Below are 23,633 nucleotides of genomic sequence, written 5' to 3'. Positions count from 1 at the left end.
CGGCTACCCTCGTGGCGTGGAGACGAGACGACGAGCGCGGGACCGGACGACGGCGCAGGAGCCGGGCCGGCTCGAGGCGGTGCGCCTGGAGGCCGCGGTGCCGATCCTGCGGATCTTCTCGGTCGCCAAGGCGGGCGAGTTCTACGTCGACTACCTCGGCTTCGAGGTGGATTGGGAGCACCGTGCCTCGCTCGACGCGCCCCTCTACCTCCAGGTCTCGCGCTCGGGTCTGCGCCTGCACCTCAGCGAGCATCACCGCGACGGCAGCCCGGGTGCGGCCGTGCACGTCGCGCTCCGCGGTGTCCGCGAGCTGCACGCCGAGCTCGATGCGAAGGCCTACCCGTACCTCAACCCCCGCATCACCCGCACGCCGTTCGGCTTCGCACTCGAGGTGATCGACCCGTTCGGCAACCAGCTCCGCTTCGCCGAGCCGGTCCCGGTGCCGCAGGCGACCTGAGCGGAGGCCCTCCGGCCGGTGACACGACGCGAACGCCAACTGGTCAACCATTCATCGCCCGTCCATGCGCTTCGGAGTCGGATCCCCTACCGTGGGAACAATGGTTTCACGGGGGACGATCGAACGGCCGGTCACGGCAGGGGCAGCGACACGGCGACGTCGACCGCGGCCCCTCTTTCTCGACGCCGCTCCGCTGGCGACGGGCCTGCTCGGCTCGCTCTCCATCCTCTTCGGTTCACTCGGCGTGGGCTACCTCCCGGCCGACTCGCCGATCCGCGACTGGCCTGTCGTCGCGTCGATCCGCGCCACCGGCTGGCTGACGGAGTGGAGTGCCGCCCTTGTGGTCGGCGGCGGGATGCTGCTGCTGATCGCCTGGCTGCGCCTGCGCTCAGTCGCACTCGCCGCCGGACCCGGCTCCGTCCGCACGATCCTGGTCGCCGCCCTCGCCTGGGCCGCACCGCTGCTGGTCACGGTACCGCTGTTCAGCCACGACATGTTCTCCTACGTCGCGCAGGGCCGCCTGATGACGCAGGGGATCGACCCTTACACGAACGGCGTCGCGACCCTGCCCGGCTGGTTCAGCCTCGGCGTCGATCCGCTCTGGGCGGACACCCCCACGCCGTACGGGCCGTTGTACCTCCTGGTCGAACGCACCGCTGTGCAGCTCGCGGGCTACGGCTCGCCCGAGCTCTCCATCGCGATGCTCCGCGCCGTCTCGGCAGCGGGAGTGGTCGTGATGGCGGTCTACGCACTGCGCCTGGCGCGCCTGCGCGGCCTCTCCGTGTCGCTCACGGCATGGACACTTGTCGCCAATCCGCTCACGCTGGTGCTGTTCATCGTCGCGGGTCACAACGACTCCGTGATGCTGGCGCTCATTCTCGCCTCGCTCTACTACGCGCAGACCGACCGCCGCATCGCTGCCGTCGTGCTGATGGCCGGCGCGATCGCGATCAAGCCGATCGCTGTCCTCGCCCTGCCCGTGCTCGCGCTGCTGTGGCTGCGTCACGACGCGACCTGGCGTGAGCGCGCCCGCGGCTGGCTGTGGACCGGCGCCGGGGCGCTGGGCCTCGTAGTCGCGGTGGGGCTGCTCGCGGGTGTCGGAGTCGGCTGGGTCGCGGCGATGGTCGTGCCCGGTTCGATTTTGCACTGGTACGCGCCGATGTCGTTCGTCACGGTCGCCCTCTCCCGCACCGTCGAGTTCACGGGCCACGACCCTGCCGCGGCCATCGCCGTGGCGAAGGTCCTCGCGCTGGGCCTCGCCGGTCTGATCGCCGCGCGCCTGATGCTCTCGCGCCGGTCGATCGATCCGCTCGCCCGCCTGTCCGGAGCGCTTCTGGCATTCGTGACGGCCTCGACGGCCGTCCACCCGTGGTACGTCCTATGGATATTGCCGATCGCTGCACTCGCGCGGCCCTGGCGCGGCGCTCACGTGCACCTGGCGGTGTACGCGTCGATCTTCCTGATGTGCGTCACGCTGGCGGAGCCGGTCGATGGCGGGGGCGGCACGATGGACCAGATCCCGGGTCGAGTGGCCACTATCGCCGCGATCGCCGTAGTAGGGATGTACACCCTCCTCGGCTACACCGACGAGGAGCGCGTCGAAGGCCCGCCCCTGGCACGCGCCCTGCCGTTCGGCTCCGAGCTCCTCGCGCGCTTCAGCGGTGGCCGCCTGGGCGACGCCCGGCTCGCCAGCACGCGCACGCGCGACTAGAGCCCCGCGCGACCAGAACCCGCTCGCGCTCAGGAGTCGTCGCGCTGGCGAGGGGTGCGGCGATCGATGGCCGCTTGCGCCGCGGCGGCGGTCGAGTCCGCAGAGCCGACGGGTCCGCCCGGGCCCGCGAGCACGCTCGAGAGCGACGACAGCCAGCCGACGTCATCACGTCGACCATTCAGCGCCGTCGTGAACAGCGGTAGCTCGCTGCGTGTGGCGTGGATCGCGTAGGACTCGCGGGTGAAGCCGTTGTCGGGGACAACCGGGTCGCGACCACGGGCCGGTGCGGCTTCTGCCGGAGCGGGGTCTCCGTCCGCGGGGTCCGCCTCCAGGGGTTCCACGTCCACGGGTTCCGCCTCCACGGGATCCACGTCCGCGGGTTCCGCCTCCGCGGGATCCGCCTCCGCCGCCTGCTCCTGGGGGGCGTCGCGCTCGTCGCGCGGGTCAGTGCTGTCGTGGTCCACGGTGATCCTCCTGCTCTCCGCTCCTCGCGGCGGAGCGGACGCCGCGGAGTGACGCGGCGCCCGGACAGGCTATCCCTCGTTCAGGGAGTGCGGTCGTCGGTGGCGCCGGATGGCGGCGCGGGGCGCCAGATGACCAGTTCTGTGCGGCGCTGTGCGCGCGTGCCGTGGCGCAGGGTGACCACGTCGCCCTCCAGGCCGGCAGCGAAAACGCGGCGGCCCGGCCGGTTGAGCAGTTCGTCCGCCAGAGCCGTCTCCAGCTCGCGCACCCGCTGGGAGAGCGACTGCACCTGATTCTCGAGCTGCAGGATCCGGGCGATACCCTCGAGCGAGACGCCCTCGGAGGACGCTCGCGCGACCTCGCGCAACTGCACCACGTCGCGCATCGAGTAGCGGCGCGACTTCCCCGCGGTGCGCGTCGGGCTCACAAGCCCGAGGCGGTCGTACTGCCGTAGCGTCTGCGGGTGCATCCCCGCGAGCTCGGCGGCGACGGCGATCGCGAAGACGGGCGTGTTCTCGTCCATGTCCCCTCCTCCTCCGACCGGCCGCGCCGACCAGTGCCTCGACTAGTAGCGGGCCTTCTCCAGGATGTCCTCGCGCGGATCCTCGTCCGGCTCGGCGGCGGCGAAGGCCTCGAGGGCCTCGCGGGCGGCGGCGGACAGATGGCCCGGGACGGCCACCTGGAGCACCGCGAGCAGATCGCCCGTGCCCTTCGAGGTCGTGACTCCGCGGCCCTTGACCCGCAGTACCCGACCGCTCGGCGTGCCCGCGGCGACCCGCAGCTTGACGGGCTCGCCGCCCAGCGTCGGCACCTCGATCGTCGCGCCGAAGACGGCCTCGACGAAGGTGACGGGGACTGTGACCCGCAGGTTCACTCCGTCCCGCTCGAAGACGGGGTGCTTGCGCACCGAGACGGTCAGCACGAGGTCTCCGGGCTCGCCTCCGTCGGGGCTCGGGCGACCCTTGCCACGGACGCGGATCTTCTGCTCGTCGGCCACGCCAGCCGGGATGCGCACCGAGAGGGTGCGCCCGTCGCCGGTCTGCAGCTGCACGGTGTCACCACGCGTGGCGGTGCGGAAGTCGATGGTGGTGCTGGCGGTGACATCGGCGCCCTTCTGCGGGCCGCCATATCCGCGGTAGCCGCCGCTGGGCTGGCCGAAGCGACTGCCTCCGCCGCCGAACATGCCGCCGAGGATGTCCTCGAATCCGGGCGGTGGGCCCTGCTGCGTGCTGTAGGTGTTGCGCCCACCCTGGCCGAACATGCCGCCGAAGACGTCGTCGAATCCTCCGGGCTGGCCGCCGGCGGTGAAGCGCGCCCCGCCGCCCATCGCGCGGATCTGGTCGTATTCTTTGCGCTGATCGGCGTCCGAGAGCACGGTGTACGCCTCGCTGATCTCCTTGAAGCGCGCCTCGGCCTTCGCGTCGCCGGGGTTGGAATCCGGGTGGAACTGGCGGGCGAGCTTGCGGTACGTCTTCTTCAGGTCCGCCGCGGAGACGTCCTTGGACACGCCGAGGACTGTGTAGAAGTCCTTGTCGAACCAATCCTGGCTGGCCATGTGCCTCTTCCTGTGTCGAATGCGGCGAGGGACCCCGCCCGGGGCGGCAGCGTTCTGCCGAGCGGGGCGGGGTCCTCCGCGGTGGTGGTGCGGGTGATCGGGTCAGTCCGCGGGGACGGCCACGACCACCTTGGCGGCCCGCAGCAGCGAGCCTCCGAGGTAGTAGCCCGACTCGACGACGTCCGCGACCGTGGAGGTCTCGGCTCCGGGGGTGGGCTGCTGGAAGATCGCCTCGTGAATGGTCGGGTCGAACAGGTCCCCCGCGGCGCCGGTCTTCACCAGGCCGAGCTTCTCCACTCCGCCGCGCAACTTCTGCGCGATGGCCGTGAACGGGCCGCCCTCGGCGAGGTCGCCGTGTTTCTCGGCGCGGTCGAGGTCGTCAAGCACGGGGAGGATGACCTTCACCGCGTCGCCGATCGCCCGCTCCTTGTCGACCTGGCGGTTCGACTCGGTGCGCTTGCGGTAGTTCGCGTACTCGGCGGTGACCCGCTGAAGGTCGGCGAGGTGCTCCGCGGCGAGCGTCTCGGCGCTGGACTGACCGGAGAGGAAGGAGAGGTCGGCGTCCGAGAGGCTGGTCTCGACGTCCGGCCCTTCGGCCTCGATGAGGCCCTCCTGGTCTTGCGCGTCCTGCGCCGCCTCGGCTCCCGCCTCGCCGCCAGTGACCGACTGCTCCTCGGGGAGGTCGCGGGGCTCGTCCTGGGGCTCGTTCTCGGGGTGGCTCTGGGCTGCCATGACTACTTCTTGTCCTTCGGCTCGTCCTCGTCGATGACCTCGGCGTCGACGATGTCCTCGTCGGCCTTCTTGTCACCGTCGGCCGGAGCGTCCGCGGGGGCGCTCTGCGCAGCCTGGTCCTGGGAGTAGATCGCCTGACCGATCTTGGTCTGCGAGGCGTTGAGCGCGTCGAACGCGGTCTTGACGGCCGCGTCGTCGTCGCCGGCGAGCGCGGTCTTCAGCGCGTCGACATCGCCCTGCACCTCGGACGTGACGTCCTCCGGCAGCTTCTCCTCGTTGTCCTTGATCAGCTTGTCGATCGAGTACGCGAGGGTCTCGGCGTTGTTGCGGATCTCGGCGGCCTCACGGCGGGCCTTGTCCTCGGCAGCGTGCTCCTCGGCCTCGCGGACCATGCGGTCGATGTCGTCCTTGGGCAGCGAGGAGCCGCCCGTGATCGTCATCGACTGCTCCTTGCCGGTGCCCTTGTCCTTCGCGGACACGTGCACGATGCCGTTGGCGTCGATGTCGAAGGTGACCTCGACCTGCGGGATACCGCGCGGGGCCGGCGCGATCCCGGTCAGCTCGAAGGTGCCCAGGTTCTTGTTGTCGCGGGTGAACTCGCGCTCGCCCTGGAAGACCTGGATGGCGACGGACGGCTGGTTGTCGTCGGCCGTGGTGAAGGTCTCGGAGCGCTTGGTCGGGATCGCTGTGTTGCGCTCGATGAGCTTGGTCATGATTCCGCCCTTGGTCTCGATGCCCAGCGAGAGCGGAGTCACGTCGATCAGAAGGACGTCCTTGCGCTCTCCCTTGAGGACACCGGCCTGCAGCGCGGCGCCCACGGCAACGACCTCGTCCGGGTTGACGCCCTTGTTCGGCTCCTTGCCGCCGGTGAGCTTCTTCACGAGCTCGGCCACGGCCGGCATGCGGGTCGAGCCGCCGACGAGGACGACGTGCGCGATGTCCTCGACCTTGACGCCCGCCTCGGCAATGACGTCGGTGAAGGGCTTGCGAGTGCGCTCGATCAGGTCGCTGGTGAGCTCCTCGAACTTGGCGCGGGTGAGCGTCTCGTCGAGGTTCGCCGGGCCGTTCTCGGTGAGCGAGAGGTAGGGCAGCTGGATGCTGGTCGAGGTGCTCGAGGACAGCTCCTTCTTCGCCTGCTCCGCGGCCTCCTTGAGGCGCTGACGAGCGATCTTGTCCTTGGAGACGTCGACGCCGGTCGAGTCCTTGAAGCGCTTGACCAGGTGGTCGACGACGCGCTGATCCCAGTCATCGCCGCCGAGACGGTTGTCGCCGGAGGTCGCGCGGACCTGGATGGTGGAGAAGTCGTCGTCCTTGCCCACCTCGAGGAGGGAGACGTCGAACGTCCCGCCGCCGAGGTCGAAGACGAGGATGAGCTCGTCCTCCTTGCCCTTGTCCAGGCCGTAGGCGAGGGCGGCCGCGGTGGGCTCGTTGATGATGCGCAGAACGTTGAGGCCCGCGATCTCGCCGGCGTCTTTCGTCGCCTGGCGCTCGGCGTCATTGAAGTAGGCCGGGACGGTGATGACCGCGTCACTCACCTTGTCGCCGAGGTACTGCTCCGCATCGCGCTTGAGCTTGCCCAGGATGCGGGCCGAGATCTCCTGCGGCGTGTACTTCTTCTCCTCCACGCCGAACGTCCAGTCCGTGCCCATGTGGCGCTTGACCGAGGCGATGGTGCGGTCGACGTTGGTGACGGCCTGGCGCTTCGCGGTCTCACCGACCAGCACCTCGCCGTCCTTGGTGAACGCCACGACCGACGGGGTGGTGCGGAAGCCCTCGGCGTTGGCGATGACGGTGGGCTCGCCTCCCTCGAGGACGGCCACGACAGAGTTGGTGGTTCCCAGGTCGATGCCTACGGCACGGGACATATGCGTTGTTCTCCTTCGCGATCGGCGTCGCTCAGGCGACGGCCGATCAAGTCACGGGTGGTGGGGAGTCCTCTGCGGGAGTTGAGTCCCGCACGCTCAAGTTTAGCCATCCTCGCCCGAGCGTCAAGTTCACCCTCACGAACCTGAGCCTGGAGAACTCAACTTCGACCGCAACCCGGCCCCTCCTCCCCGTCCCGCAACCCGGCCCCCTCCTCCCCGTCCTGGCGATCACCGCGCGACCGGCGCCCGGAGCACGCCGTGAGCGCGGTAGTTCGCGAGTTCCACGTCGTCGAGCCCGTACTGATCGAGTTCGAGCAGATGCCGACGCAGCGAGAGGGTCGGGAACGGGAAAGGCCGCCGGGACAACTGCTCATCGACCTGGTCGAGGTGGTTGAGGTAGATGTGGCAGTCGCCGGCGCTCCACACCAGCTCGCCGACCGTGAGCGCGCAGTGGTCGGCGATCAGGTGAGTGAGGAGGGCGTAGCTGGCGAGATTGAACGGCACGCCGAGGAACAGATCGGCGCTGCGCTGGTAGACGTGACAGGAGAGGCGGTCATCGTCGACGTAGAACTGGAAAAGGACATGGCAGGGCGCCAGAGCCATGTCGTCGATCTCGCCGACGTTCCACGCCGAGACCACGATCCTCCTCGAGCTCGGATCGAAACGGATCTGTTCGACGGCCCGAGCGATCTGATCGATCGACTCCCCCGTCTTCGTCCCCCATCGTCGCCACTGCGCACCGTAGATCGGCCCGAGGTCTCCGCTCTCATCGGCCCACTCGTCCCAGATCGACACACCCCGTTCCCGCAGCCAGCCGACATTCGTCTCGCCGCGCAGGAACCAGAACAGCTCCTGCGCAATGGACGGGAAGTGCACCCGCTTGGTCGTCACCAGCGGAAAGCCTGAGCCAAGGTCGTAGCGCAGGTGCCGACCGAAGACGCTGAGGGTTCCGGTGCCGGTGCGGTCCGACCGGCGACTGCCGTTGAGCCGGACGTCGCGCAGGAGCCATTCGTAGGACGACGACACGTGCAGCCCTTCCAGTGCTGTCGAGGTGGAACGTCCGCGTCACGGCGAGCGGAGCGCGGCAGAGGGATCAACCGGAGAAGTCGATGACGATCTTCATCTCCGACGTCATACGGTACTCGGCGAAAATCGTCCGCAGCCCCTCGAAATCGGCGAACGGATGGACGCGAGTGACGAGCGAGTCGACGTCCACGACTCCGGAGGTGATCGCCGCGAGTGCCGTGCGGATGACGACGGCGCTGCGATGCATCGGGAAAGCGCGGACATCGAAGGGGACGGACACGATCCTGATGCCCTTGGCCAGCACGAGCCAGGTGTCGAACTTCTGCAACTCCTGCGACGCACCGTAGAGGACGTACCGCCCATTCGGGCGCAGGCGCCGCATGGCCTGACGTCGAGGATCGTGCTCGTCGTCGTCGACGCGGATCGTCGGGAGGCCGTCGAAGACGTAGTCGAAGTGGTCGTCGGGGATCTCGGTGAGCTCGCCGGGCGTGACCGCACGGTCGGCGAAGATCGCGGCCGCCTGCGCATTCCGGGCGGGATTCTGATCGAGGACCACGACCTCACTGACCGCGAACGTCTTCTGGAGGATGCTCCCGGCGATGATGCCGATCGGTCCGGCACCCAGAATCAGCACCCGGTCACCCACGGCCGGCGGATTGCCGAGGATGGAGCGGAGCACTCCCGTCGTCGGCTCGATCAGGGACGCGCCGATGTCCGGCAGTGAGGACGGGACCACGACCGCCGCGGCGCGCCGGTCGTCGACGAAGGACCGCTCGGCCGGGAAGGGATCCGTCTTGCGCTCGCCCGCGAAGACGGGCCGCACGCTGCGGTACTCGGCGAGCCCGTCGAAGTCCGTCTGACCCCAGTACACGAGGCGGTCCCCGACGCGGACAGTCTCGGCCGCGGCGATCTCCGGTCCCACATCGATGACGTCGCCCACGTACTCGTGGCCGAGGACGACGGGATAGTCGTCGGGGAAGAGGTGCCCCTCGAAGAAGGAGACGTCGGTGGAGCAGAGCGAGACAGCGCGGGTGCGCAGGAGGACTCCGTCGGACGGGGTCGACGGGATCGGTCGAGTGGACGAGCGGAGGTCGCCGGGACCGGCGAGTTCGACGACCTGCATCCGATCGGTGCCGACGAGGGGAGGGCGTCGGTCATCGAGCGCGGGACGGGAGAGGGTGAGTGCCATGATTCCTTCTTGGTTTTCTCGGGTGGAGTGGTGTGGGTCGGGATGGTGTCGGGCCCGGGTGCTCACGGGCCCGGGTGCTCACCTCGCGCGCCCGGTGGCCCAGCGGCGCATCAGCGGCCGCTCGAGTCCGTAGTACAGAGCGGCCGCGGAGGCCGCGGAGGTGAGCGCCGCCACTGCGAGCAGGAGCAGCGACTCCCCTGGCCCCGAGGAACGGGCAGCGCCGGAGAGGAGAACGAGCACGGGCTGGTGGATGAGGTAGAACGCGAAGGACCACTCCCCGAGCCGCCGCCACCAGGGCGAACCGTCTCCGCGCGGTCCGCGGGCGTCGTGCGCGGCCAACGCCGCGATCAGCCACAGACACGGGAGGACGATGACCGCCTTCTGCGACCAGAGCGCGGGCAGGAACAGCGCGCCGATGTACGCGAGCACCAGAACCACCGCCGGGAGCGCGCGCGACGCGGGCCGGAACCAGCCGTCCCGCACCGCGATCGCCGCGCAGATCCCGAGGACGAACTCCGGCAGCCTCCCCACCGGGAGAACGTAGAGGAGCCAGTACTGGACACTCCGCACGGAGGAGTCGTGCGCCATCGGCTCGCCGATCGGAAGCAGCTGCGCGAGGAGCACGGTGCCGACGATCACGAGGAGCGCCAGGCCGGCGACAGCCAGGACGACCCGGCGGGGCGGGCGTCCCACGATCGCTCGCGCGGCGAGCGGGAACAGCACGTAGAAGAGCGCCTCGACGCAGAGCGACCAGCCCGGCGCATCGAGGCCGAAGTAGACAGCGGGGTCGGGCGACCACGCCTGCGTCATCAGGAGGTAGCCCGGCAGCAGGTGCGCGGCGCCCGGGCTCACGAGGAGCGCCACGACACCGCAGACCCAGTACACCGGGAGGATCTTGACGAAGCGCCGTCTCCAAAAGCCCGCGGCTGTATCGTCGGGCCGCACCGACCAGGCGATGACGAAGCCGCTGAGCAGGAAGAAGAAGCTCACCCCGGCCGCCCCGATGTGCTCCGCGACCCGCCAGAGTGGATCCGCGATCTCTGGTGAACCGCCGAGGAACGGCGCTTGCGGGAGTGCCGCGTGGAAGACGAACACAGCCAGCGCGGCGGGGAAGCGAGCGGCAGTGAGCGACGGGAGCCGCGCCGCACGGGACACGGCACCCGTGCCCGACGCGACGCCGGCCCTCGGTGACTGCGGCTGGGCATCGATCGCGCTCATCACCGCCTCTCGTCGTCGGAGAGATCAGGCGCAGAGCAGGGAGACGCCGAGAGCCGTTCCCTTGCCTTGGAAGTAGGCGAGCTGGACCAGAAGCTCGGCGAGCGGCTCGATGTACCGGGCATTCCCGAGCGGACCCGCGTCGACCGCGTCGAAGCCCAGAGAGACGAGGAACCCGAGCACCTGCGCCTTGGCGTCCTCGTCGTCCCCCGCCACCGGCACGAACAGCGAGCCGGCCTCGAAGGACGCCGGGTCGTGGTTGGGAGCGAGCACGGCGTTGAGCGCCTTGACGACCTTGGACCGACCCAGGTGCGCCGCGATCTGCTCACCACCGGAGGTGCTGAAGCCGACGGTGAGGCGAGCGAAGTCCGCGGAGAGCGGGTTGGTGGCGTCGAGAACGGTCTTCCCGGCGAGTGCTGCGACCTGCTCCGGCGCGAGCTCGAGGGCCGCCTCGTACGGCAGCGCGAGGACCACCAGATCCGCTCCCGCCAGCGCTGCGACCGACTCCTCTTTCGGTGTCTTCCGCGTGACCTGCTGGACGTCGTTGCCGCTGCGACGCGCCGCGCGTGCCAGCGCACCCCCGACGTTTCCGTCTCCGATGATCGCTACAACACTCATAGATTGAACTCCCGTTCTCGTGACTGACTGGAACGTCACGATCATGGAGTCGCATCGCGCCGCGATCGAGACCTGATCCGCGAAGTGAGCTATCGTCGCAGCCGAACGGTCGGCGCTGGACGATCGCGGAGAGGGGCGGGATGTCGCTGGAACTGCGTCAGCTCCGGATCTTCGTGACCGTCGCCGACGAGCTGCATTTCGGCCGCGCCGCCGCGCACCTGCGGCTCCCGCCGTCGGTGGTCAGCGAGCAGATCAAGCGCCTGGAGCAGTTGATCGGAGTCGAGCTGTTCGATCGCAGCCGTCGGGCGATCAGCCTCACCGCCGCCGGGAGCGAGCTGGTGGCTCCGGGGCGCGCCCTGCTGCACGACGCCGAATCCTTCGTCGGGACTGCGCGGGCGAACGAGCACCCGGGTCGCGTCCTGCGCCTGGGTATCGGTCTCGGCATGGGGCGCCGGCTCGCCTTCATCCTGCGCCTGTTGGCGAGCGCCGGTCACTCCGTGCGGACCGTCTCCGTGCCGCCGGCGGAACGCTGCGCTCTCCTCACCGCAGGCGAACTCGACGCCGCGTTCATCCGCGGGCGCGTGCGCCGCGGCCCGCTGATCGCGCATCACGTCTGGGACGACGAACTCGTCGCCGCGCTGCCCGAGCACCATCCCCTCGCCACTCAGGAGTCTGTGCAGCTCGCCGACCTGGCCCAGTCCCCCGCCGCGCTCGTCCCGCGGGAGGAGAACCCGGCGCTGCACGACATCCTCTCCGGCGGCTTAGCTGCGCTCGGCCTCAGCGTCGAAGTCGGCATGCGCTTCAGCACCGTTGAGGCGACCTTCGCCGAACTGGTGGCTCACCCCACGGCGATGTGGACGCCGGTGTTCGCCGCGTACGAGACCGAGCACGTCTACGAGGGCATCTCGATCGCGGCGATCCAGCCCCGCCTGACGCTCCCGGCGTTCCTCGCCGTGCACCCCCGATCGATGGGGCGGTTGCAGTTCGTGATCGATGCGAGCAGGAAGAGTGGCGCCGGGGCGCTGCAGCAGTCTCCGCGCTGAGCGGGACCCGCCCTCCCGGCGCTTCCGGGCGTTCACCTCCTCCCCTTACGGTGGGGCCATGACGACGCGCACCGGCCGCTGGCCCGTCCTCGCCTGGGGCCTGTGGGACTGGGGCGGCTCGGCCTTCAACGCCGTCGTGACGACCTTCGTCTTCACCGTCTACCTCACCACCGACGGGCTCTTCGGCACGCCGAGCGGAGTCTCCGCCGCGCTGGGCTGGTCGCTCGCGGCCGCAGGAGTGGTCGTCGCCGTCATCGCCCCGATCACCGGCCGGCGAGCCGACCTCGGCGGCCGCCGCCGACTCTGGCTGGGGGTCCACTCGGGAGTCGTCGTTCTCTGCATCCTGCTGATGTTCTTCGTCCGCCCCGAGCCGGCCTTCCTCTGGCTGGGGCTCGGACTGCTCGCGGTCGGCACGGTCTTCTTCGAGTTCGCGAGCGTCAACTACAACGCGATGCTCACCCAGATCTCGACGCGGGCGAGCATCGGCCGCGTCTCCGGGTTCGGCTGGGGTCTGGGCTACGTGGGCGGCATCGTGCTGCTGCTGATCGTCTACGTCGGCTTCATCGCTCCCGAGGTCGGCCTCTTCGGAGTGACCGGCGACGACGGCCTCGACGTGCGGGTCTCACTCTTGCTCGCCGGTGTCTGGTTCGCGGCCTTCGCCCTGCCCGTCCTCTTCGCGGTTCCGGAGGCGCCCGCGCGCGCGGGCCGGTGGGAGCGGGTCGGGGTGATCGCCTCCTACCGGGCGCTGTTCGCGCAGGTCGCGGCTCTCTGGCGCGAGAGCCGCAGCACCGTGACCTTCCTCATCGCCAGCGCGGTGTTCCGCGACGGGCTCACCGGCGTCTTCACCTTCGGCGGCGTGCTGGCACAGGGCACCTTCGGCTTCAGCGTCGGCGAGGTGATCCTGTTCGCGATCGCGGCGAACCTCGTGGCCGGAGTGGCGACCATCTCGGTCGGTGCGCTCGACGACCGCATCGGCCCGAAGGCGGTGATCGTCGCCTCGCTGACCGGCCTGGTGATCTGCGGCGCGACCGTCTTCGCGCTGCACGACGGCGGGAAGACGGTGTTCTGGATCTTCGGGCTACTGCTGTGCCTGTTCGTTGGACCGGCGCAGTCGGCGAGCCGCAGCTACCTCGCGCGCCTCATTCCGGAGGGACGCGAGGGCGAGATCTTCGGCCTGTACGCGACGACCGGACGGGCCGCCTCGTTCCTTGCTCCCGCAGCCTTCGCGGCCGCCGTCTCGATCGCCGCCTCGGTCTCGGGGAGCGCGGAGTCGAACGTGCAGTACTGGGGCATCCTCGGCCTCGTCCTGGTTCTCGCGGTCGGGCTGATGCTCCTCCTGCCGGTGCGCCGCCCGCCGTCGAGCGCCCCTCTCGCGCCACAGACCCGCCACACGCCGTCGATTCGCCTAGAGTGACCGGGCCGCGCCGAAGCGGCGTGAAGGAGGTCGGGGATGTCGTCACGCCCCGCGGATCAGCGCACACCAGGACCGGAGCGGCACACGGACGAGGCGGTGCCCGCGGTCGAGCGGCCGCAGACGGCTCCGGTCTCCGAGTGGCCGACGGTGCCCGGCGCACCGGTCGCCCCCGAGAGTCCTGAGCACCCCGCTCGCCCCGCGAAGGTGCGGGTGCGGAAGAAGCGGCGGGAGTCGCGAGGCACCCGCGCTCGGCGCATCCTCCGGCGTGTGGGGCTGACGGCCCTCGCGGTGGTACTCCTCGTTGCGCTCGTCGGCGTCGTCGCGCTGATCCTCGCGCCGCACCAGCTCTTCTGAGCGCCCGACGCCTGCACGCAGACAGTGCGGCACGCAGACAGTGCGGCACGCAGACAGTGCGGCTCAGGCCGTGGCGATCCAGAAGACGATCAGCAGCAGCGTGACCAGGAAGCCGGTCAGGAAATTCAGCGCGAGGAAACGCTTCCAGCCGGCGTTCGCGCGCTCCGCCTCCGCATCGCCGAGCGACCGGTACTGCCAGATGCTCACCGCGTAGGGCACCGCGAGGATCGCCGCGAGGGTCCCCGGCCACGGCAGCAGAAGCAGGAGCAGCCCGCTCGCGACGTAGGCGGCGATGGCGAGGCGCGTGGTCGCCCTCGCTCCGATCACCGTCGCGATCGAGCCGATGCCGCCCGCGCGGTCGGCCAGGATGTCCTGCACCGCTCCGAAGGCATGGCTGGCGATCCCCCAGAGGAAGAACGCCACCAGCAACGCCACCAGCGGGCCGGTGACGACGGTGCCCGCGAGGGCGATCCCATAGACGGCCGGGCTGACGAAGTGTGTCGCCGAGGTCAGCGAGTCGATGAAAGGCCGCTCCTTGAATCGCAGTCCCGGAGCACTGTAGGCGATCACAGCAAAAACGCTGATCGCGAGGACGAGCCACGAGACCGGGGACCCCAGCACCACGAGGGCCACCAGGAACGGTACGTTCGTCGCCACCGCGGCGATCAGGGTCGCGCGGTGCTGACTCCGGTCGAGCACGGCGCCCTCGACACCGCCCTTGCGGGGGTTGCGCAGGTCGGACTCGTAGTCGAAGACGTCGTTGATCCCGTACATCGCCAGGTTGTAGGGGATGAGGAAGTAGATCGTGCCGAGCACGAAGGCGAGGTCGATCTCGCGCGTGGTCAGCAGATACGCCGCCGCGAAGGGGTAGGCCGTGTTGACCCAGCTCAGCGGGCGGCTCGAGACGAACAGCGCGCTCAGCCGGTTCACGGCTCGCTCCGACGTCGCGCGGGCAGGAGGACCCAGAGCGCCGGGAGCGCGAGGGCGGCGGCGATCGCGTAGGCGAAGTCCTCGATCGGAGCGACACCGATCCGGATGCCCGAGATGAGGTCGTCGTCGTAGGCGACCAGCAGGCCCACTCCGATCATGATGTTGTCGAAGACGGCGGTCATCACCAGCAGCACGGCGAGCGTGCCGAGCACGGCGGCCGGACGGAGGATCCGCCGGCGCAGCGCGGCCAGCAGCAGCACCAGCACCACCGCGAGGAACACGGCGTTGAGGAGGAGGTAGGTCACGCCCGAGCCCCCGCCCGCCGAGCGGCGTACCGGGACAGGAAGCCGTGCACATCCATCGTCAGGTAGCAGAGCAGCGTGAGGAAGAGGACCTCCTCGACCGGCAGCTCCGGTGCGAGCTGGAGCCCGGTCATGGAGGACGTCTCGCCGCGGAAGAAGATGCCCAGGCCGATCCCCACGAGGTCCCACACCAGGAAGAACGCGACTCCTACCGGCAGCACGATCGCCGCGCGGCGCGCATCCGCCCAGAAGAACAGCCGGAACCGCCGGTCGAGCACGACCATCCCGGTGATCGAGACGAGGAGCGCGAGCAGGTAGAGGATCCCCACGCCTACTCCCCCGCGGGAACGGGCGCGACCGGCGCCGAGGGCGCCTCGCGCACGGGCAGCGGCTCGGTCGTGACGTCGCCGCGGACGCGCTTGAGCATGACCTCGGCGCTGATGATACACATCGGCAGGCCGATCCCGGGGATGGTGGAGCTGCCCGCGAAGAGCAGGCCGTCGACGTGCTTGCTGACGTTCCCGGCGCGGAAGAACGCGCTCTGCGAGAGCACGTGCGCGGGGCCGAGCATCGAGCCGCGCCAGGCGCCGAGATCGCTCTCGAAGTCGGCCGGGCCGATGGTGCGGCGCACGACGATCCGCTCGGCGAGGTCGGTCGCGCCGGTCCAGGTCGCGATCTGCTTGATCACGGAGTCGGCGATCGCCTCGACGCGCGCGTCGCCCGCTCCGTCCACCCCGCCGTGCCCGATCGAGGGGTCGGCGGGGATCGGGACGAGCACGAACAGGTTCTCGTGCCCCTCCGGCGCCACGCTCGCATCGGTCGCGCTCGGGCGGCAGACGTAGATCGAGGCCGGATCGGGAACGGTCGGGTGCTCGCCGAAGATCTTGTCGAAGTTGTCGCGCCAGTCCCGCGTGAAGAGCAGGGTGTGGTGCTCGAGCTCGGGGAGCTTGCCGCGCACGCCGAGCAGCACGAGGACGGCGCTCGGGCCGGGCTCGCGCGTCTCCCAGTAGGCCGGCGGGTAGGTCCGCAGCTCCTCGGGGAGGAGCGACTGCTCAGTGGTGAAGAGGTCGGATGCGTTGACGACCAGGTCCGCGGGAATCCGCTCCGTGCCCTCGGGGCCCGTGAACTCGACTCCGACGACCTCGGCCCCGCGGCGCCCGCCGCGCGGGGAGCGGGCGGTGAGGATGCGCGTCGCGGGCGAGGAGGTGCGGATGCGTACGCCCGCCTCCTCGGCGACGTCGGCGACCGCCTCGATCAGCGTCGTGAATCCGCCCATCGGGTAGAGCACGCCGTCGGCGAGGTCGAGGTGGCTCATCAGGTGGTACATGCTCGGCGCGTTGAACGGCGAGGACCCCAGGAACACGGCCGGGTAGCCGAGGATCTGACGCAGCCGGTTGTCGGTGACCGCCTTCGCCGCGAACGTGTCGAGCGGGGTGAGCAGCAGGCGGCCGAGCGTCCCGGTGCGGCTGAGCACGTCGCGGCGCAGCAGCGGGAGGAAGGAGGAGAAGCTCGTATAGAGGAAGCGGCGCTTCGCCATCTCGTAGGTGTCGCGCGCGGAGTCGAGGTACACGCGCATCCGCTCGCCCGCCCCGGGCTCGATGCTCTCGAAGAGCGCGAGGTTCGACTCCAGGTCCGCGAGCACGTCGATCGGCTCCTTGACGCCCTCACTGTAGACGCGGTAGCCGGGGTCGAGGGTGACCAGGTCGAGCCGCTCGGCGGCGCTGGTGCCCATCAGGCGGAAGAAGTGGTCGAACACCTCGGGCATCAGGTACCAGGAAGGGCCGGTGTCGAAGCGGAAGCCCTCGTGCTCCCACGAGCCGGCGCGGCCACCGACGACCTCGCGCGCCTCCAGCAGGGTCACGTCGTAGCCGTCGCGGGCGAGCAGCGCGGCGGAGGCGAGGCCGCCGATTCCGCCGCCGATGACGACCGCTCGGTGCGGTCCGGTCTTCGAACGGGTCGCGCGGACCGGACCGGGACCCAGCCGCGGGCCGAGCGTCGAGACGGCGGCCTTCGCGGCGAGCGCCGCCTTGGTGGCCGTGGGCACACTGACGCGGGCGCGGAGCAGTTCCTCGGCGGGCGTCGCGCGGATCCGGTCGGCCAGCGCGGCGAAGAGGGAGTGGGCCAGCCGCACCGCGCGCCGGCTCGAGCGCGGGAGTTCCGGGACGATGGCGGCTGCCTCGGCGAGGTCGGCGTCGAGGTCGGCGAGCAGGGCGGCCTTGTCGCGCTCCGAGAAGGCGTGCGGATCGACTCCGGGGAAGTAGCTGCGGCCGAGGCCGTCGACATCGGCGTCGAGGTCGCGGAGGAAGTTGACCTTCTGGAACGCGGCACCCAGGCGGCGGGCACCGGCGACGAGGCGCTCGCGCGCGACCGCCGAGACGAGCCCGGCGTCCGGAGCCGCGAGGAACACGTGCAGGCACATCAGCCCGACGACCTCGGCGGAGCCGTAGACGTAGGCCTCGAACGACTCGGGAGTGTGCGCGGTCTCGCGCAGGTCGGCCCGCATCGACGCGAAGAACGGGCGGGTCAGCTCGGTGCCGAACCCGGTGGCCCGCGCTGTCCGGGCGAAGGCGTGAATCACCAGATTGGAGCTGTAGCCGGAGGCGAGCGCGCGCTCGGTTTCGGCCTCGAAGGCGTCCAGCGACTCCTCCACGGCCGCGCGGTCGAGTTGCGCCTCCTCGGCGACACCATCCACGATCTCGTCGGCGACGCGGACGAGGGCGTAGACATCCTCCACGCGCTTGCGCACGCCGGGTGCGAGCAGGCGCGTGGCCAGACCGAAGGAGGTGGAGTAGCGACGGATCACCTGCGCGGACGACTCGTGCGCGACGCGATCGTACAGTTCGCTCTGGCGGCTCATCGTGCCACCGTACGGGGACACAGGCGCAGGAACGGCATCGCGCTGCGCATCCGCGCGTGGCGGGACGCGCTCATCGGGTGCGCCCGACCACGCTGGCCACGAGCGGGCGGACCTCATTGCGGAACGCCTCCGGGACCGCCGGGGTTTCCAGCGCCGCCCAGGCACGGTCGACGAACTGGTTCGCGAGACCCTCGGCATAGCTGCGGGCACCGCAGTCCTCGAGAATGCCGCGCACCCGCTCGGCAGTCTCGGGAGCGAGGTACTCGTCGCCGATCAGGGCCTCGATGTCGGGCCAGCAGTCGGTGCCGGCCGCGTGCGCGATGAGAACGGTGCGTTTGCCCTCGCGCAGGTCGCCCAGGGTGGTCTTGCCGGTCTGCCCCTCCACGCCGAAGACACCGAGCAGGTCGTCGACGATCTGGTAGGCGATACCGATCCAGCGCCCGAACTCGCCCAGCGCGTCCACCGCCGCGTCTGAGGCGCCGGCGAGGATCGCTCCGGCTTGCAGCGGCGCCTCGAACGAGTACACCGCCGTCTTCAGGCGCTCCATGTCGAGCACCTCCTCGACCGAGGGCAGGCCGGGCATCAGCGAGAAGTCGACATCGGCGAGCTCGCCGGCGGCGGAAGCGAAGACGGCCTCGTCGAGCAGAGTGAGCAGGCGGGCACGCACTTCATCCGAGGCACCGACGCCCTCGACGAGGCGGTGAGCGCCGGTGAGGGCGAGGTCGCCCGCGATCACGGCGACCGAGGTGCCGCGGTGCTCGGCGATCGGGATGGACAGGCCCGCGGTGGTGGCCTCGTCGCGATAGCTGCCCGAGACGTTCGGGCCGCCGCGGCGCACGAAGTCGTGGTCGATCACATCGTCGTGCACGATCAGTGCGGTGTGCAGGAGCTCGAAGGCGGCGCCGAGGTGCGCGGCGGCCTCCGGATCCTGACCGCCGTGGGCCTCGTAGGCCGAGATGACCATCAGTGGGCGGAATCGCTTGCCGCCGCGGGTATTGGCCTCCAGCGTCTGCCAGAGAGTGAGATAGCGAGGTCCCAGCCGCACTGCCCGGGACCTCGCCAGCGAGAAGAATCTGTCCAGGACGGCATCGACGTGCTCCTGCCTCAACCGGGACAGAACCACGGGGTCGCGCGTATCCACGTCGGAAGGCTAACAAAGCAGTGATCGTGAAGGATGAGCCGATTGGAGTGTTGCGGCGTGCTTGACTTGCAGCTATGACTTCGCCAGGCACCGCCGTGCAGACGGACCAGATCGAGCAAGTGGACCGCATCGAGCAGGTGGACCACATCGAGCAGGTGGTCCTCCTCGACGAGGCCGGGAACGCCGTCGGCGTCGCCGACAAAGCGACCGTGCACAGCACCGCGACTCCCCTGCACCTCGCGTTCTCCTGCCATGTCTTCGCCCCGGACGGCGCCCTCCTGGTCACTCGCCGAGCTCTGCAGAAGCGCACCTGGCCCGGCGTCTGGACGAACTCCTTCTGCGGCCATCCCGCCCCGAACGAGCGGATCGAGGACGCCGTCGTGCGCCGTGCCGAGCGCGAGCTCGGTGCCCGGCTGGCGACGCCGGAGGTCGCTCTGCCGGACTTCCGCTACCGCGCGGTCGACGCCTCCGGAATCGTCGAGAACGAGATCTGCCCGGTGTACACGGCGACCCTCGAGAGCCGGGAGGCGCTCGATCCGCGCCGAGACGAGGTCATGGACTACGAGTGGGTCGACCCGGAGGCGACGGTGGCCGCCGTGCGCGCGACTCCGTGGGCCTTCTCACCCTGGCTCGTCCTGCAGCTCCCCCGCCTGCTCGGCTGACCCCCGCCCTCTCCCCTCCGCGAGATGCCACAAAGGTAGGCGTTCGTCGGCGTGTCGCGCACTCAAGTGGCATCTCGCGGCGGGCGTTAGGCCGAGTAGACGTCGGTGCGGTGGAAGTTCAGGGACGAGCGCGAGGCGGTCGGGCCGCGCTGGCCCTGATAGCGCGAGCTGTACTCGGCCGAGCCGTAGGGCTTCTCGGCGGGCGAGCTGAGGCGGAAGAAGCACATCTGGCCGATCTTCATCCCCGGCCAGAGGGTGATGGGCAGAGTCGCCACGTTGCTCAGCTCGAGAGTGATGTGGCCGATGAATCCCGGGTCGATGAACCCGGCAGTCGAGTGCGTCAGCAGGCCGAGCCGGCCCAGCGAGCTCTTGCCCTCCAAGCGCGCCGCGATGTCGTCCGGCAGCGACACCTCCTCGTAGGTCGACCCGAGCACGAACTCGCCCGGGTGCAGGATGAACGGCTCGCCCTGCGGCGTCTCGACCAGGTGGGTCAGCTCAGGTTGATCCTCGGCCGGATCGATATAGGGGTAGCGGTGATTGTCGAACAGCCGGAAGAAGCGGTCCAGGCGCACATCGACGGACGACGGCTGCAGCATCGACGGATCGTGCGGGGTGAGCCCCACGCGTCCGGAGGCGAGTTCGAACGAAATGTCGCGGTCGGAGAGGAGCACGCTGCGATCCTAGGGCGTGAGGCGACCTCGGACCTGGGGCAGGCGCGACCCTTGCTACGATGTCCTGGTGCGCCCGAGCGGCGCCGCGCGAGTGTAGTTCAATGGTAGAACTTCTGCTTCCCAAGCAGATGGCGCGGGTTCGATTCCCGTCACTCGCTCCACACCTGCTCAGCGGCCAGAGTGCCACTCGAGCACGATCTCGTCTGCGGGAAGAGCTTCCTACAGCTCGCTCTCTCTTCGCTGCTCACCCTGCGGACACCTGAAGTCCGGCGGAGACGTCGAGACTCCTTTTCGCTCGCTCGACGTAGCGGCGACACGCCATTGCGCCGTAGACCGGGCCGAGCTGCTTCTTCGCAGCCCCTTCGCCCCGGGTCTCGTCCACGAAGGACGCGAGATCATCGAGGCATTCCGCGACGGGGTCGCCGGCCTCGACGAGACCGTCGGTGTCTTCGTCACCTTCGGCTCCGAGGACTTCATCGTCCACGTCGCCGTCCGCGACAACCGGGACCTCTACGCCTTCGTCATCGACGAGCTGACCCAGCGCCGCGAGGTCGCCGACGTCCGCACCTCCGTCGTCTACGAGCACCTGCGCGAGCAGGTCGTCCTGCCGCTGGGGCCGCGCGTCACCTCCGTGGAGAAGAACGGACACATAAGATAATGTTTAACTCAGCCGCCTTCACCTAAAGAATACGAGGCCCTGATGGCGCAGCGCTCCGCTCCGCCCCGCCCTGCCGTCGCGGACGCACTGCTCCTCCTGGGCCAGCTCGTCCGCGAAGCGCGACTCGGCCGCCGATGGACACGGGACGAACTGGCCGTGCGTGCCGGTGTCTCGACACCCACTGTCGCCGCCATCGAGGTCGGCGCCCCCGGCACGGCCGTCGCCACGGTTTTCAGCGTCGCCGAGCTGGTCGGCGTTCCGATCTTCGGGATCGACGACCCGCTCGAGCTGGCCCGCCGCCGCAGGAGCGGTGAGGAGAAGCTCGCGCTCCTCCCCTCGCGTGTCCGCCACCGCACAAGCGACGATCTCGACGATGACTTCTGATCGCGTCTACGTCTGGACCTGGCTCCCCGGAGCCCAGACGCCGGTCGTCGCCGGGGCGCTCGAGCAGCGCGGCGACCGCTTCCCCTTCGTCTACGCCTCCTCCTACCGCGCGCGCCCTGACGCGATCAGTCTCTACACACCCGAGCTCCCGCTCCGCGACGGCACGATCGAGCCGCGCGACGGACTCGTCCTCGCCGGCGCACTGCGCGACGGGAGCCCCGACGGCTGGGGGCGCACGGTGATCGACGAGCGCTGGGGAGCCGGAGACCGCGGGCTGACCGAGCTGCAGTACCTGATCGCGTCGGGGTCCTCACGATTCGGAGCTCTCGACTTCCAGGAGTCTCCGACGAACTACGTCCCCCGGGAGGACCGTTCCTCCCTCGACGAGCTGCACGAGGCGGCCGACCGGCTCGAGGCGGGACTCGCCCTCTCGCCCGCGCTGGACGCCGCGCTCCTGCGCGGCACCAGCATCGGCGGCGCCAGGCCGAAGGCGACCCTCGTCGATGACGCAGGGGTGGAGCACATCGCGAAGTTCTGCTCGAGCAGCGACCGGACCTTCCAGGTCGTGAACGCGGAGGCCGCCGACGCCGCCACGTCGTGTCGGCGCTCACCCTGAGCGGGGAGAGCGAATTGACCGCACGCTACGTCACCTATCCCGACGTGCTGGACGTGCTGCGGCGGCACGGACCGGCGGGGGTGGATCCGGGTCCCGAGCTGTTCGCGCGAATCGCCTTCAACATGGCGATCAGCAACTCCGATGACCACCCCAGGAACCACGCTGCGTTCTGGGACGGCCGTCACCTCAGCCTGACCCCGGCGTACGACCTCGCCCCGGGCAACCGCTCGGGTGAGACGGCGAGCCAGGCGCTCGCGTACGGCCGATTCGGCGAGAGGCGCGCAAACGTCGCCGCCCTCCTCCAGACCGCGCCCATCTACGGACTCGACCTCCGGGAGGGTCGCGCTGTCGTCGAGAGGATCGTCGAGGCCGTCCTCGACGGATTCGACGACGCGGTCGATCAGGCTCGCGTGCCCGAGCGGGACCGCTCTCTGCTCCGGGGCCACCTCTTCCTCAACCCCGGGGTGCTGCACGGCCTCACCGGCGTCGTAACCGGGTGGACGGGCGGCGTCGGACCCTCTTCCGTCGCGACACGCCGGGCGGATCCGCGGTAGGGCGCCGGATCGGGGAGCGCAGAGGGCAGGGTGGAGGGGTGAGCGAGCTCGTGCAGATCCCGTCACCGGGCGTCGCCCTCGAGTACGGGCAGCCCGGCCGGCCCGTGGTGGTCGTGCTGCACGACGTGTTCGGGCGCCTCCCGTGGCTGGAGCCGTTCGCCGAGGCAGTGGCGAAGCACGGCTACCACGTGCTCGTGCCGGACCTCTACGACGGCTGGGCCACCCTCACTCCGGAGGACGCGCGCGACCTCGCCGCGATGGCGGCGCAGGACCGAAACCTCGCCGTCGTCGCCGAGGCGGTGCACACCGGAGTCGCGGTAGGAGCGCAGCGCAGCGCCGTCATCGGCTTCGGGTTCGGCGGTCGGCTCGGGCTGCTCGCGGCGGGCACGGGCCTCGTCGACGCGGTCGTCGCCTACTACGCCACCCTCGGCGCCGAGGAGCACGTGCTCGTACCGTGCCCGACACTCCTGCACTACGCGCAGCACGACGAATGGCCCGCGGGCGATGACCCGGAGTCGTTCGTCGGTCGGCTGAAGGAGTCGGGGACTCCGGTCACGACGCACACCTACCCGGATACCCGGCGCCACTTCGCGAACGGCACCCTGCGCGACGCCGTGAGCCCGGCCTCCGCGGCCCTCGCCTACGCGCGGACGCTCTCGTTCCTGAATCCGCAGCTCATCGACACCTGAGCCTCAGCCCTGCACATCGTGCAGGTGGTGCTGGATGTCGTGCAGGTAGTAGCGGGCGATCGTCTCGACGGTGAAGGAGGCGCCGTCGCTGCGGCGGCCGGGGCGCTGCCACTGGACGCCGGTGACGGAGTCGACGATCTCGGCGATCCGCTCGGCCGCGTCGACCAGGTCGCGGCCGACCGTGCCCGGATCCTGCTGGTCGTAGCGCTCCTCAACGGCGGTGACGTCCTGGTCCCAGTTGGGATAGAGCGGGTCGTCGCCCGTGAGCATCAGCTGCACCCGAGTGCGGTAGATCCGGTGCACGTCGCGCACGTGCGCCGCGTACTCCAGGGGCGACCAGGTCTCATCGTCCGGCCGACCCGCGGCGTCGTCGCGCTCGAGCACGTACGGCCAGGCGGCGGCGTTCTCTCGGATGAGCCCGGCGACCTCGTCGGCGTCGACGAGCGAGGCGTCGAAGCCGCACTCGAGGCAGGGCCGCTCGAGGACCCAGGTCCAGTCCTTGGTGTCGGGAGTGATCGGCATGGCACC

27 protein-coding genes and 1 tRNA gene are annotated in these 23,633 nt (G+C 70.1%); 12 read left to right on the top strand and 16 right to left on the bottom strand.

The window, feature by feature from the left end; genetic code table 11:
* Nucleotides 1-16 precede the first annotated feature (16 nt).
* Both C5D07_RS05470 and mptB read left to right on the top strand, forming a co-directional pair.
* Nucleotides 17-457, top strand: a complete 441-nt coding sequence (locus C5D07_RS05470) for a glyoxalase superfamily protein (RefSeq protein WP_208855041.1) — start codon at nucleotides 17-19, stop codon at nucleotides 455-457.
* Between the two features lie 100 nt (nucleotides 458-557).
* Complete coding sequence (gene mptB / locus C5D07_RS05465; protein ID WP_068250991.1) at nucleotides 558-2,168, top strand: polyprenol phosphomannose-dependent alpha 1,6 mannosyltransferase MptB; 1,611 nt, start codon at nucleotides 558-560, stop codon at nucleotides 2,166-2,168.
* Between the two features lie 29 nt (nucleotides 2,169-2,197).
* Here the strand turns inward: mptB and C5D07_RS05460 are convergent, their stop codons facing one another.
* The 9 genes from C5D07_RS05460 to C5D07_RS05420 form a co-directional block, all read right to left on the bottom strand.
* Nucleotides 2,198-2,632: a hypothetical protein gene (locus C5D07_RS05460; protein ID WP_104258881.1), complete on the bottom strand. Its 435-nt coding sequence runs from the start codon at nucleotides 2,630-2,632 to the stop codon at nucleotides 2,198-2,200.
* An 80-nt stretch (nucleotides 2,633-2,712) separates the two neighbouring features.
* Entirely contained in the window at nucleotides 2,713-3,153 is a 441-nt protein-coding gene (locus tag C5D07_RS05455; RefSeq protein ID WP_068250985.1) for a heat shock protein transcriptional repressor HspR, read from the bottom strand.
* Between the two features lie 42 nt (nucleotides 3,154-3,195).
* The gene (locus C5D07_RS05450; RefSeq protein ID WP_068250980.1) at nucleotides 3,196-4,185 is read right to left on the bottom strand and encodes a DnaJ C-terminal domain-containing protein; all 990 of its coding nucleotides are present in this window, start codon (nucleotides 4,183-4,185) and stop codon (nucleotides 3,196-3,198) included.
* A gap of 102 nt (nucleotides 4,186-4,287) precedes the next feature.
* Complete coding sequence (locus C5D07_RS05445; RefSeq protein ID WP_068250978.1) at nucleotides 4,288-4,917, bottom strand: nucleotide exchange factor GrpE; 630 nt, start codon at nucleotides 4,915-4,917, stop codon at nucleotides 4,288-4,290.
* Between the two features lie 2 nt (nucleotides 4,918-4,919).
* Nucleotides 4,920-6,782, bottom strand: coding sequence for a molecular chaperone DnaK (gene dnaK / locus C5D07_RS05440; RefSeq protein ID WP_068250976.1), 1,863 nt, complete (start codon nucleotides 6,780-6,782; stop codon nucleotides 4,920-4,922).
* Between the two features lie 228 nt (nucleotides 6,783-7,010).
* Nucleotides 7,011-7,814 carry a thymidylate synthase gene (locus tag C5D07_RS05435; RefSeq protein WP_208855062.1) on the bottom strand — a complete coding sequence of 268 codons (804 nt, stop codon included), beginning with the start codon at nucleotides 7,812-7,814 and terminating at the stop codon, nucleotides 7,011-7,013.
* A 61-nt stretch (nucleotides 7,815-7,875) separates the two neighbouring features.
* Nucleotides 7,876-8,997: a zinc-dependent alcohol dehydrogenase gene (locus tag C5D07_RS05430; protein ID WP_084415752.1), complete on the bottom strand. Its 1,122-nt coding sequence runs from the start codon at nucleotides 8,995-8,997 to the stop codon at nucleotides 7,876-7,878.
* Nucleotides 8,998-9,075: 78 nt separating this feature from the next.
* Entirely contained in the window at nucleotides 9,076-10,215 is a 1,140-nt protein-coding gene (locus tag C5D07_RS05425; RefSeq protein WP_068250972.1) for an acyltransferase family protein, read from the bottom strand.
* A 24-nt stretch (nucleotides 10,216-10,239) separates the two neighbouring features.
* The gene (locus C5D07_RS05420) at nucleotides 10,240-10,830 is read right to left on the bottom strand and encodes an NADPH-dependent F420 reductase (RefSeq protein WP_104258880.1); all 591 of its coding nucleotides are present in this window, start codon (nucleotides 10,828-10,830) and stop codon (nucleotides 10,240-10,242) included.
* A 140-nt stretch (nucleotides 10,831-10,970) separates the two neighbouring features.
* Here C5D07_RS05420 and C5D07_RS05415 point away from each other — a divergent pair, with 140 nt between their 5' ends.
* Genes C5D07_RS05415 through C5D07_RS05405 form a run of 3 tightly spaced genes read left to right on the top strand, consistent with a single transcriptional unit; the run spans nucleotide 10,971 to nucleotide 13,641 of the window.
* On the top strand, nucleotides 10,971-11,873 hold the full coding sequence (locus C5D07_RS05415) for a LysR family transcriptional regulator (RefSeq protein WP_068250964.1): 903 nt from the start codon (nucleotides 10,971-10,973) through the stop codon (nucleotides 11,871-11,873).
* Between the two features lie 58 nt (nucleotides 11,874-11,931).
* Nucleotides 11,932-13,287: an MFS transporter gene (locus C5D07_RS05410; RefSeq protein WP_104258896.1), complete on the top strand. Its 1,356-nt coding sequence runs from the start codon at nucleotides 11,932-11,934 to the stop codon at nucleotides 13,285-13,287.
* A 36-nt stretch (nucleotides 13,288-13,323) separates the two neighbouring features.
* Nucleotides 13,324-13,641: a hypothetical protein gene (locus tag C5D07_RS05405; RefSeq protein ID WP_068250959.1), complete on the top strand. Its 318-nt coding sequence runs from the start codon at nucleotides 13,324-13,326 to the stop codon at nucleotides 13,639-13,641.
* Between the two features lie 63 nt (nucleotides 13,642-13,704).
* Here the strand turns inward: C5D07_RS05405 and C5D07_RS05400 are convergent, their stop codons facing one another.
* From C5D07_RS05400 to C5D07_RS05385, 5 genes are all read right to left on the bottom strand, one after another.
* Nucleotides 13,705-14,571 carry a prenyltransferase gene (locus C5D07_RS05400; RefSeq protein ID WP_068250957.1) on the bottom strand — a complete coding sequence of 289 codons (867 nt, stop codon included), beginning with the start codon at nucleotides 14,569-14,571 and terminating at the stop codon, nucleotides 13,705-13,707.
* Nucleotides 14,568-14,876: a lycopene cyclase domain-containing protein gene (locus tag C5D07_RS16085; RefSeq protein WP_068250954.1), complete on the bottom strand. Its 309-nt coding sequence runs from the start codon at nucleotides 14,874-14,876 to the stop codon at nucleotides 14,568-14,570. The genes C5D07_RS05400 and C5D07_RS16085 overlap by 4 nt, the downstream gene beginning before the upstream one ends.
* Nucleotides 14,873-15,202 (bottom strand): lycopene cyclase domain-containing protein, encoded by a 330-nt coding sequence (locus tag C5D07_RS05395; protein ID WP_084415750.1) that lies wholly within the window; start codon nucleotides 15,200-15,202, stop codon nucleotides 14,873-14,875. The genes C5D07_RS16085 and C5D07_RS05395 overlap by 4 nt, the downstream gene beginning before the upstream one ends.
* A 2-nt stretch (nucleotides 15,203-15,204) precedes the next feature.
* Entirely contained in the window at nucleotides 15,205-17,730 is a 2,526-nt protein-coding gene (gene crtI, locus C5D07_RS05390) for a phytoene desaturase family protein (protein WP_104258895.1), read from the bottom strand.
* 70 nt (nucleotides 17,731-17,800) lie between these two features.
* Nucleotides 17,801-18,775, bottom strand: a complete 975-nt coding sequence (locus C5D07_RS05385) for a polyprenyl synthetase family protein (RefSeq protein ID WP_249028178.1) — start codon at nucleotides 18,773-18,775, stop codon at nucleotides 17,801-17,803.
* A gap of 170 nt (nucleotides 18,776-18,945) precedes the next feature.
* Here C5D07_RS05385 and idi point away from each other — a divergent pair, with 170 nt between their 5' ends.
* Nucleotides 18,946-19,533, top strand: a complete 588-nt coding sequence (gene idi / locus C5D07_RS05380) for an isopentenyl-diphosphate Delta-isomerase (protein ID WP_104258879.1) — start codon at nucleotides 18,946-18,948, stop codon at nucleotides 19,531-19,533.
* An 86-nt stretch (nucleotides 19,534-19,619) separates the two neighbouring features.
* On the opposite strand, the gene dcd is transcribed toward idi, so the two are convergent.
* The gene (gene dcd, locus C5D07_RS05375) at nucleotides 19,620-20,204 is read right to left on the bottom strand and encodes a dCTP deaminase (RefSeq protein WP_068250951.1); all 585 of its coding nucleotides are present in this window, start codon (nucleotides 20,202-20,204) and stop codon (nucleotides 19,620-19,622) included.
* 87 nt (nucleotides 20,205-20,291) lie between these two features.
* Between dcd and C5D07_RS05370 the strand changes: the two genes are divergently transcribed.
* From C5D07_RS05370 to C5D07_RS05350, 6 genes are all read left to right on the top strand, one after another.
* Nucleotides 20,292-20,365, top strand: a tRNA-Gly gene (locus tag C5D07_RS05370).
* Nucleotides 20,347-20,862 carry an Lrp/AsnC ligand binding domain-containing protein gene (locus C5D07_RS16305; RefSeq protein WP_308470997.1) on the top strand — a complete coding sequence of 172 codons (516 nt, stop codon included), beginning with the start codon at nucleotides 20,347-20,349 and terminating at the stop codon, nucleotides 20,860-20,862. The genes C5D07_RS05370 and C5D07_RS16305 overlap by 19 nt, the downstream gene beginning before the upstream one ends.
* Nucleotides 20,863-20,904: 42 nt before the next feature.
* Nucleotides 20,905-21,246, top strand: coding sequence for a helix-turn-helix transcriptional regulator (locus C5D07_RS05360; protein WP_104258878.1), 342 nt, complete (start codon nucleotides 20,905-20,907; stop codon nucleotides 21,244-21,246).
* On the top strand, nucleotides 21,236-21,862 hold the full coding sequence (locus C5D07_RS15925; RefSeq protein WP_211286346.1) for a HipA N-terminal domain-containing protein: 627 nt from the start codon (nucleotides 21,236-21,238) through the stop codon (nucleotides 21,860-21,862). The genes C5D07_RS05360 and C5D07_RS15925 overlap by 11 nt, the downstream gene beginning before the upstream one ends.
* Before the next feature lie 14 nt (nucleotides 21,863-21,876).
* A complete protein-coding gene (locus C5D07_RS15920; RefSeq protein ID WP_249028177.1) occupies nucleotides 21,877-22,416 on the top strand; it encodes a HipA domain-containing protein in 540 nt (179 codons plus the stop codon).
* 38 nt (nucleotides 22,417-22,454) lie between these two features.
* Nucleotides 22,455-23,105: a dienelactone hydrolase family protein gene (locus tag C5D07_RS05350; RefSeq protein WP_068250935.1), complete on the top strand. Its 651-nt coding sequence runs from the start codon at nucleotides 22,455-22,457 to the stop codon at nucleotides 23,103-23,105.
* 3 nt (nucleotides 23,106-23,108) lie between these two features.
* On the opposite strand, the gene C5D07_RS05345 is transcribed toward C5D07_RS05350, so the two are convergent.
* Nucleotides 23,109-23,627 carry a DinB family protein gene (locus C5D07_RS05345; RefSeq protein WP_104258877.1) on the bottom strand — a complete coding sequence of 173 codons (519 nt, stop codon included), beginning with the start codon at nucleotides 23,625-23,627 and terminating at the stop codon, nucleotides 23,109-23,111.
* Nucleotides 23,628-23,633: the final 6 nt, after the last annotated feature.

It is taken from the genome of Rathayibacter tritici (assembly GCF_002932875.1).
Lineage (GTDB): Bacteria > Actinomycetota > Actinomycetes > Actinomycetales > Microbacteriaceae > Rathayibacter > Rathayibacter tritici.
The sequence above is the reverse complement of the archived record's forward strand: the minus strand, read 5'-3'. Positions and strand labels throughout refer to the sequence as shown.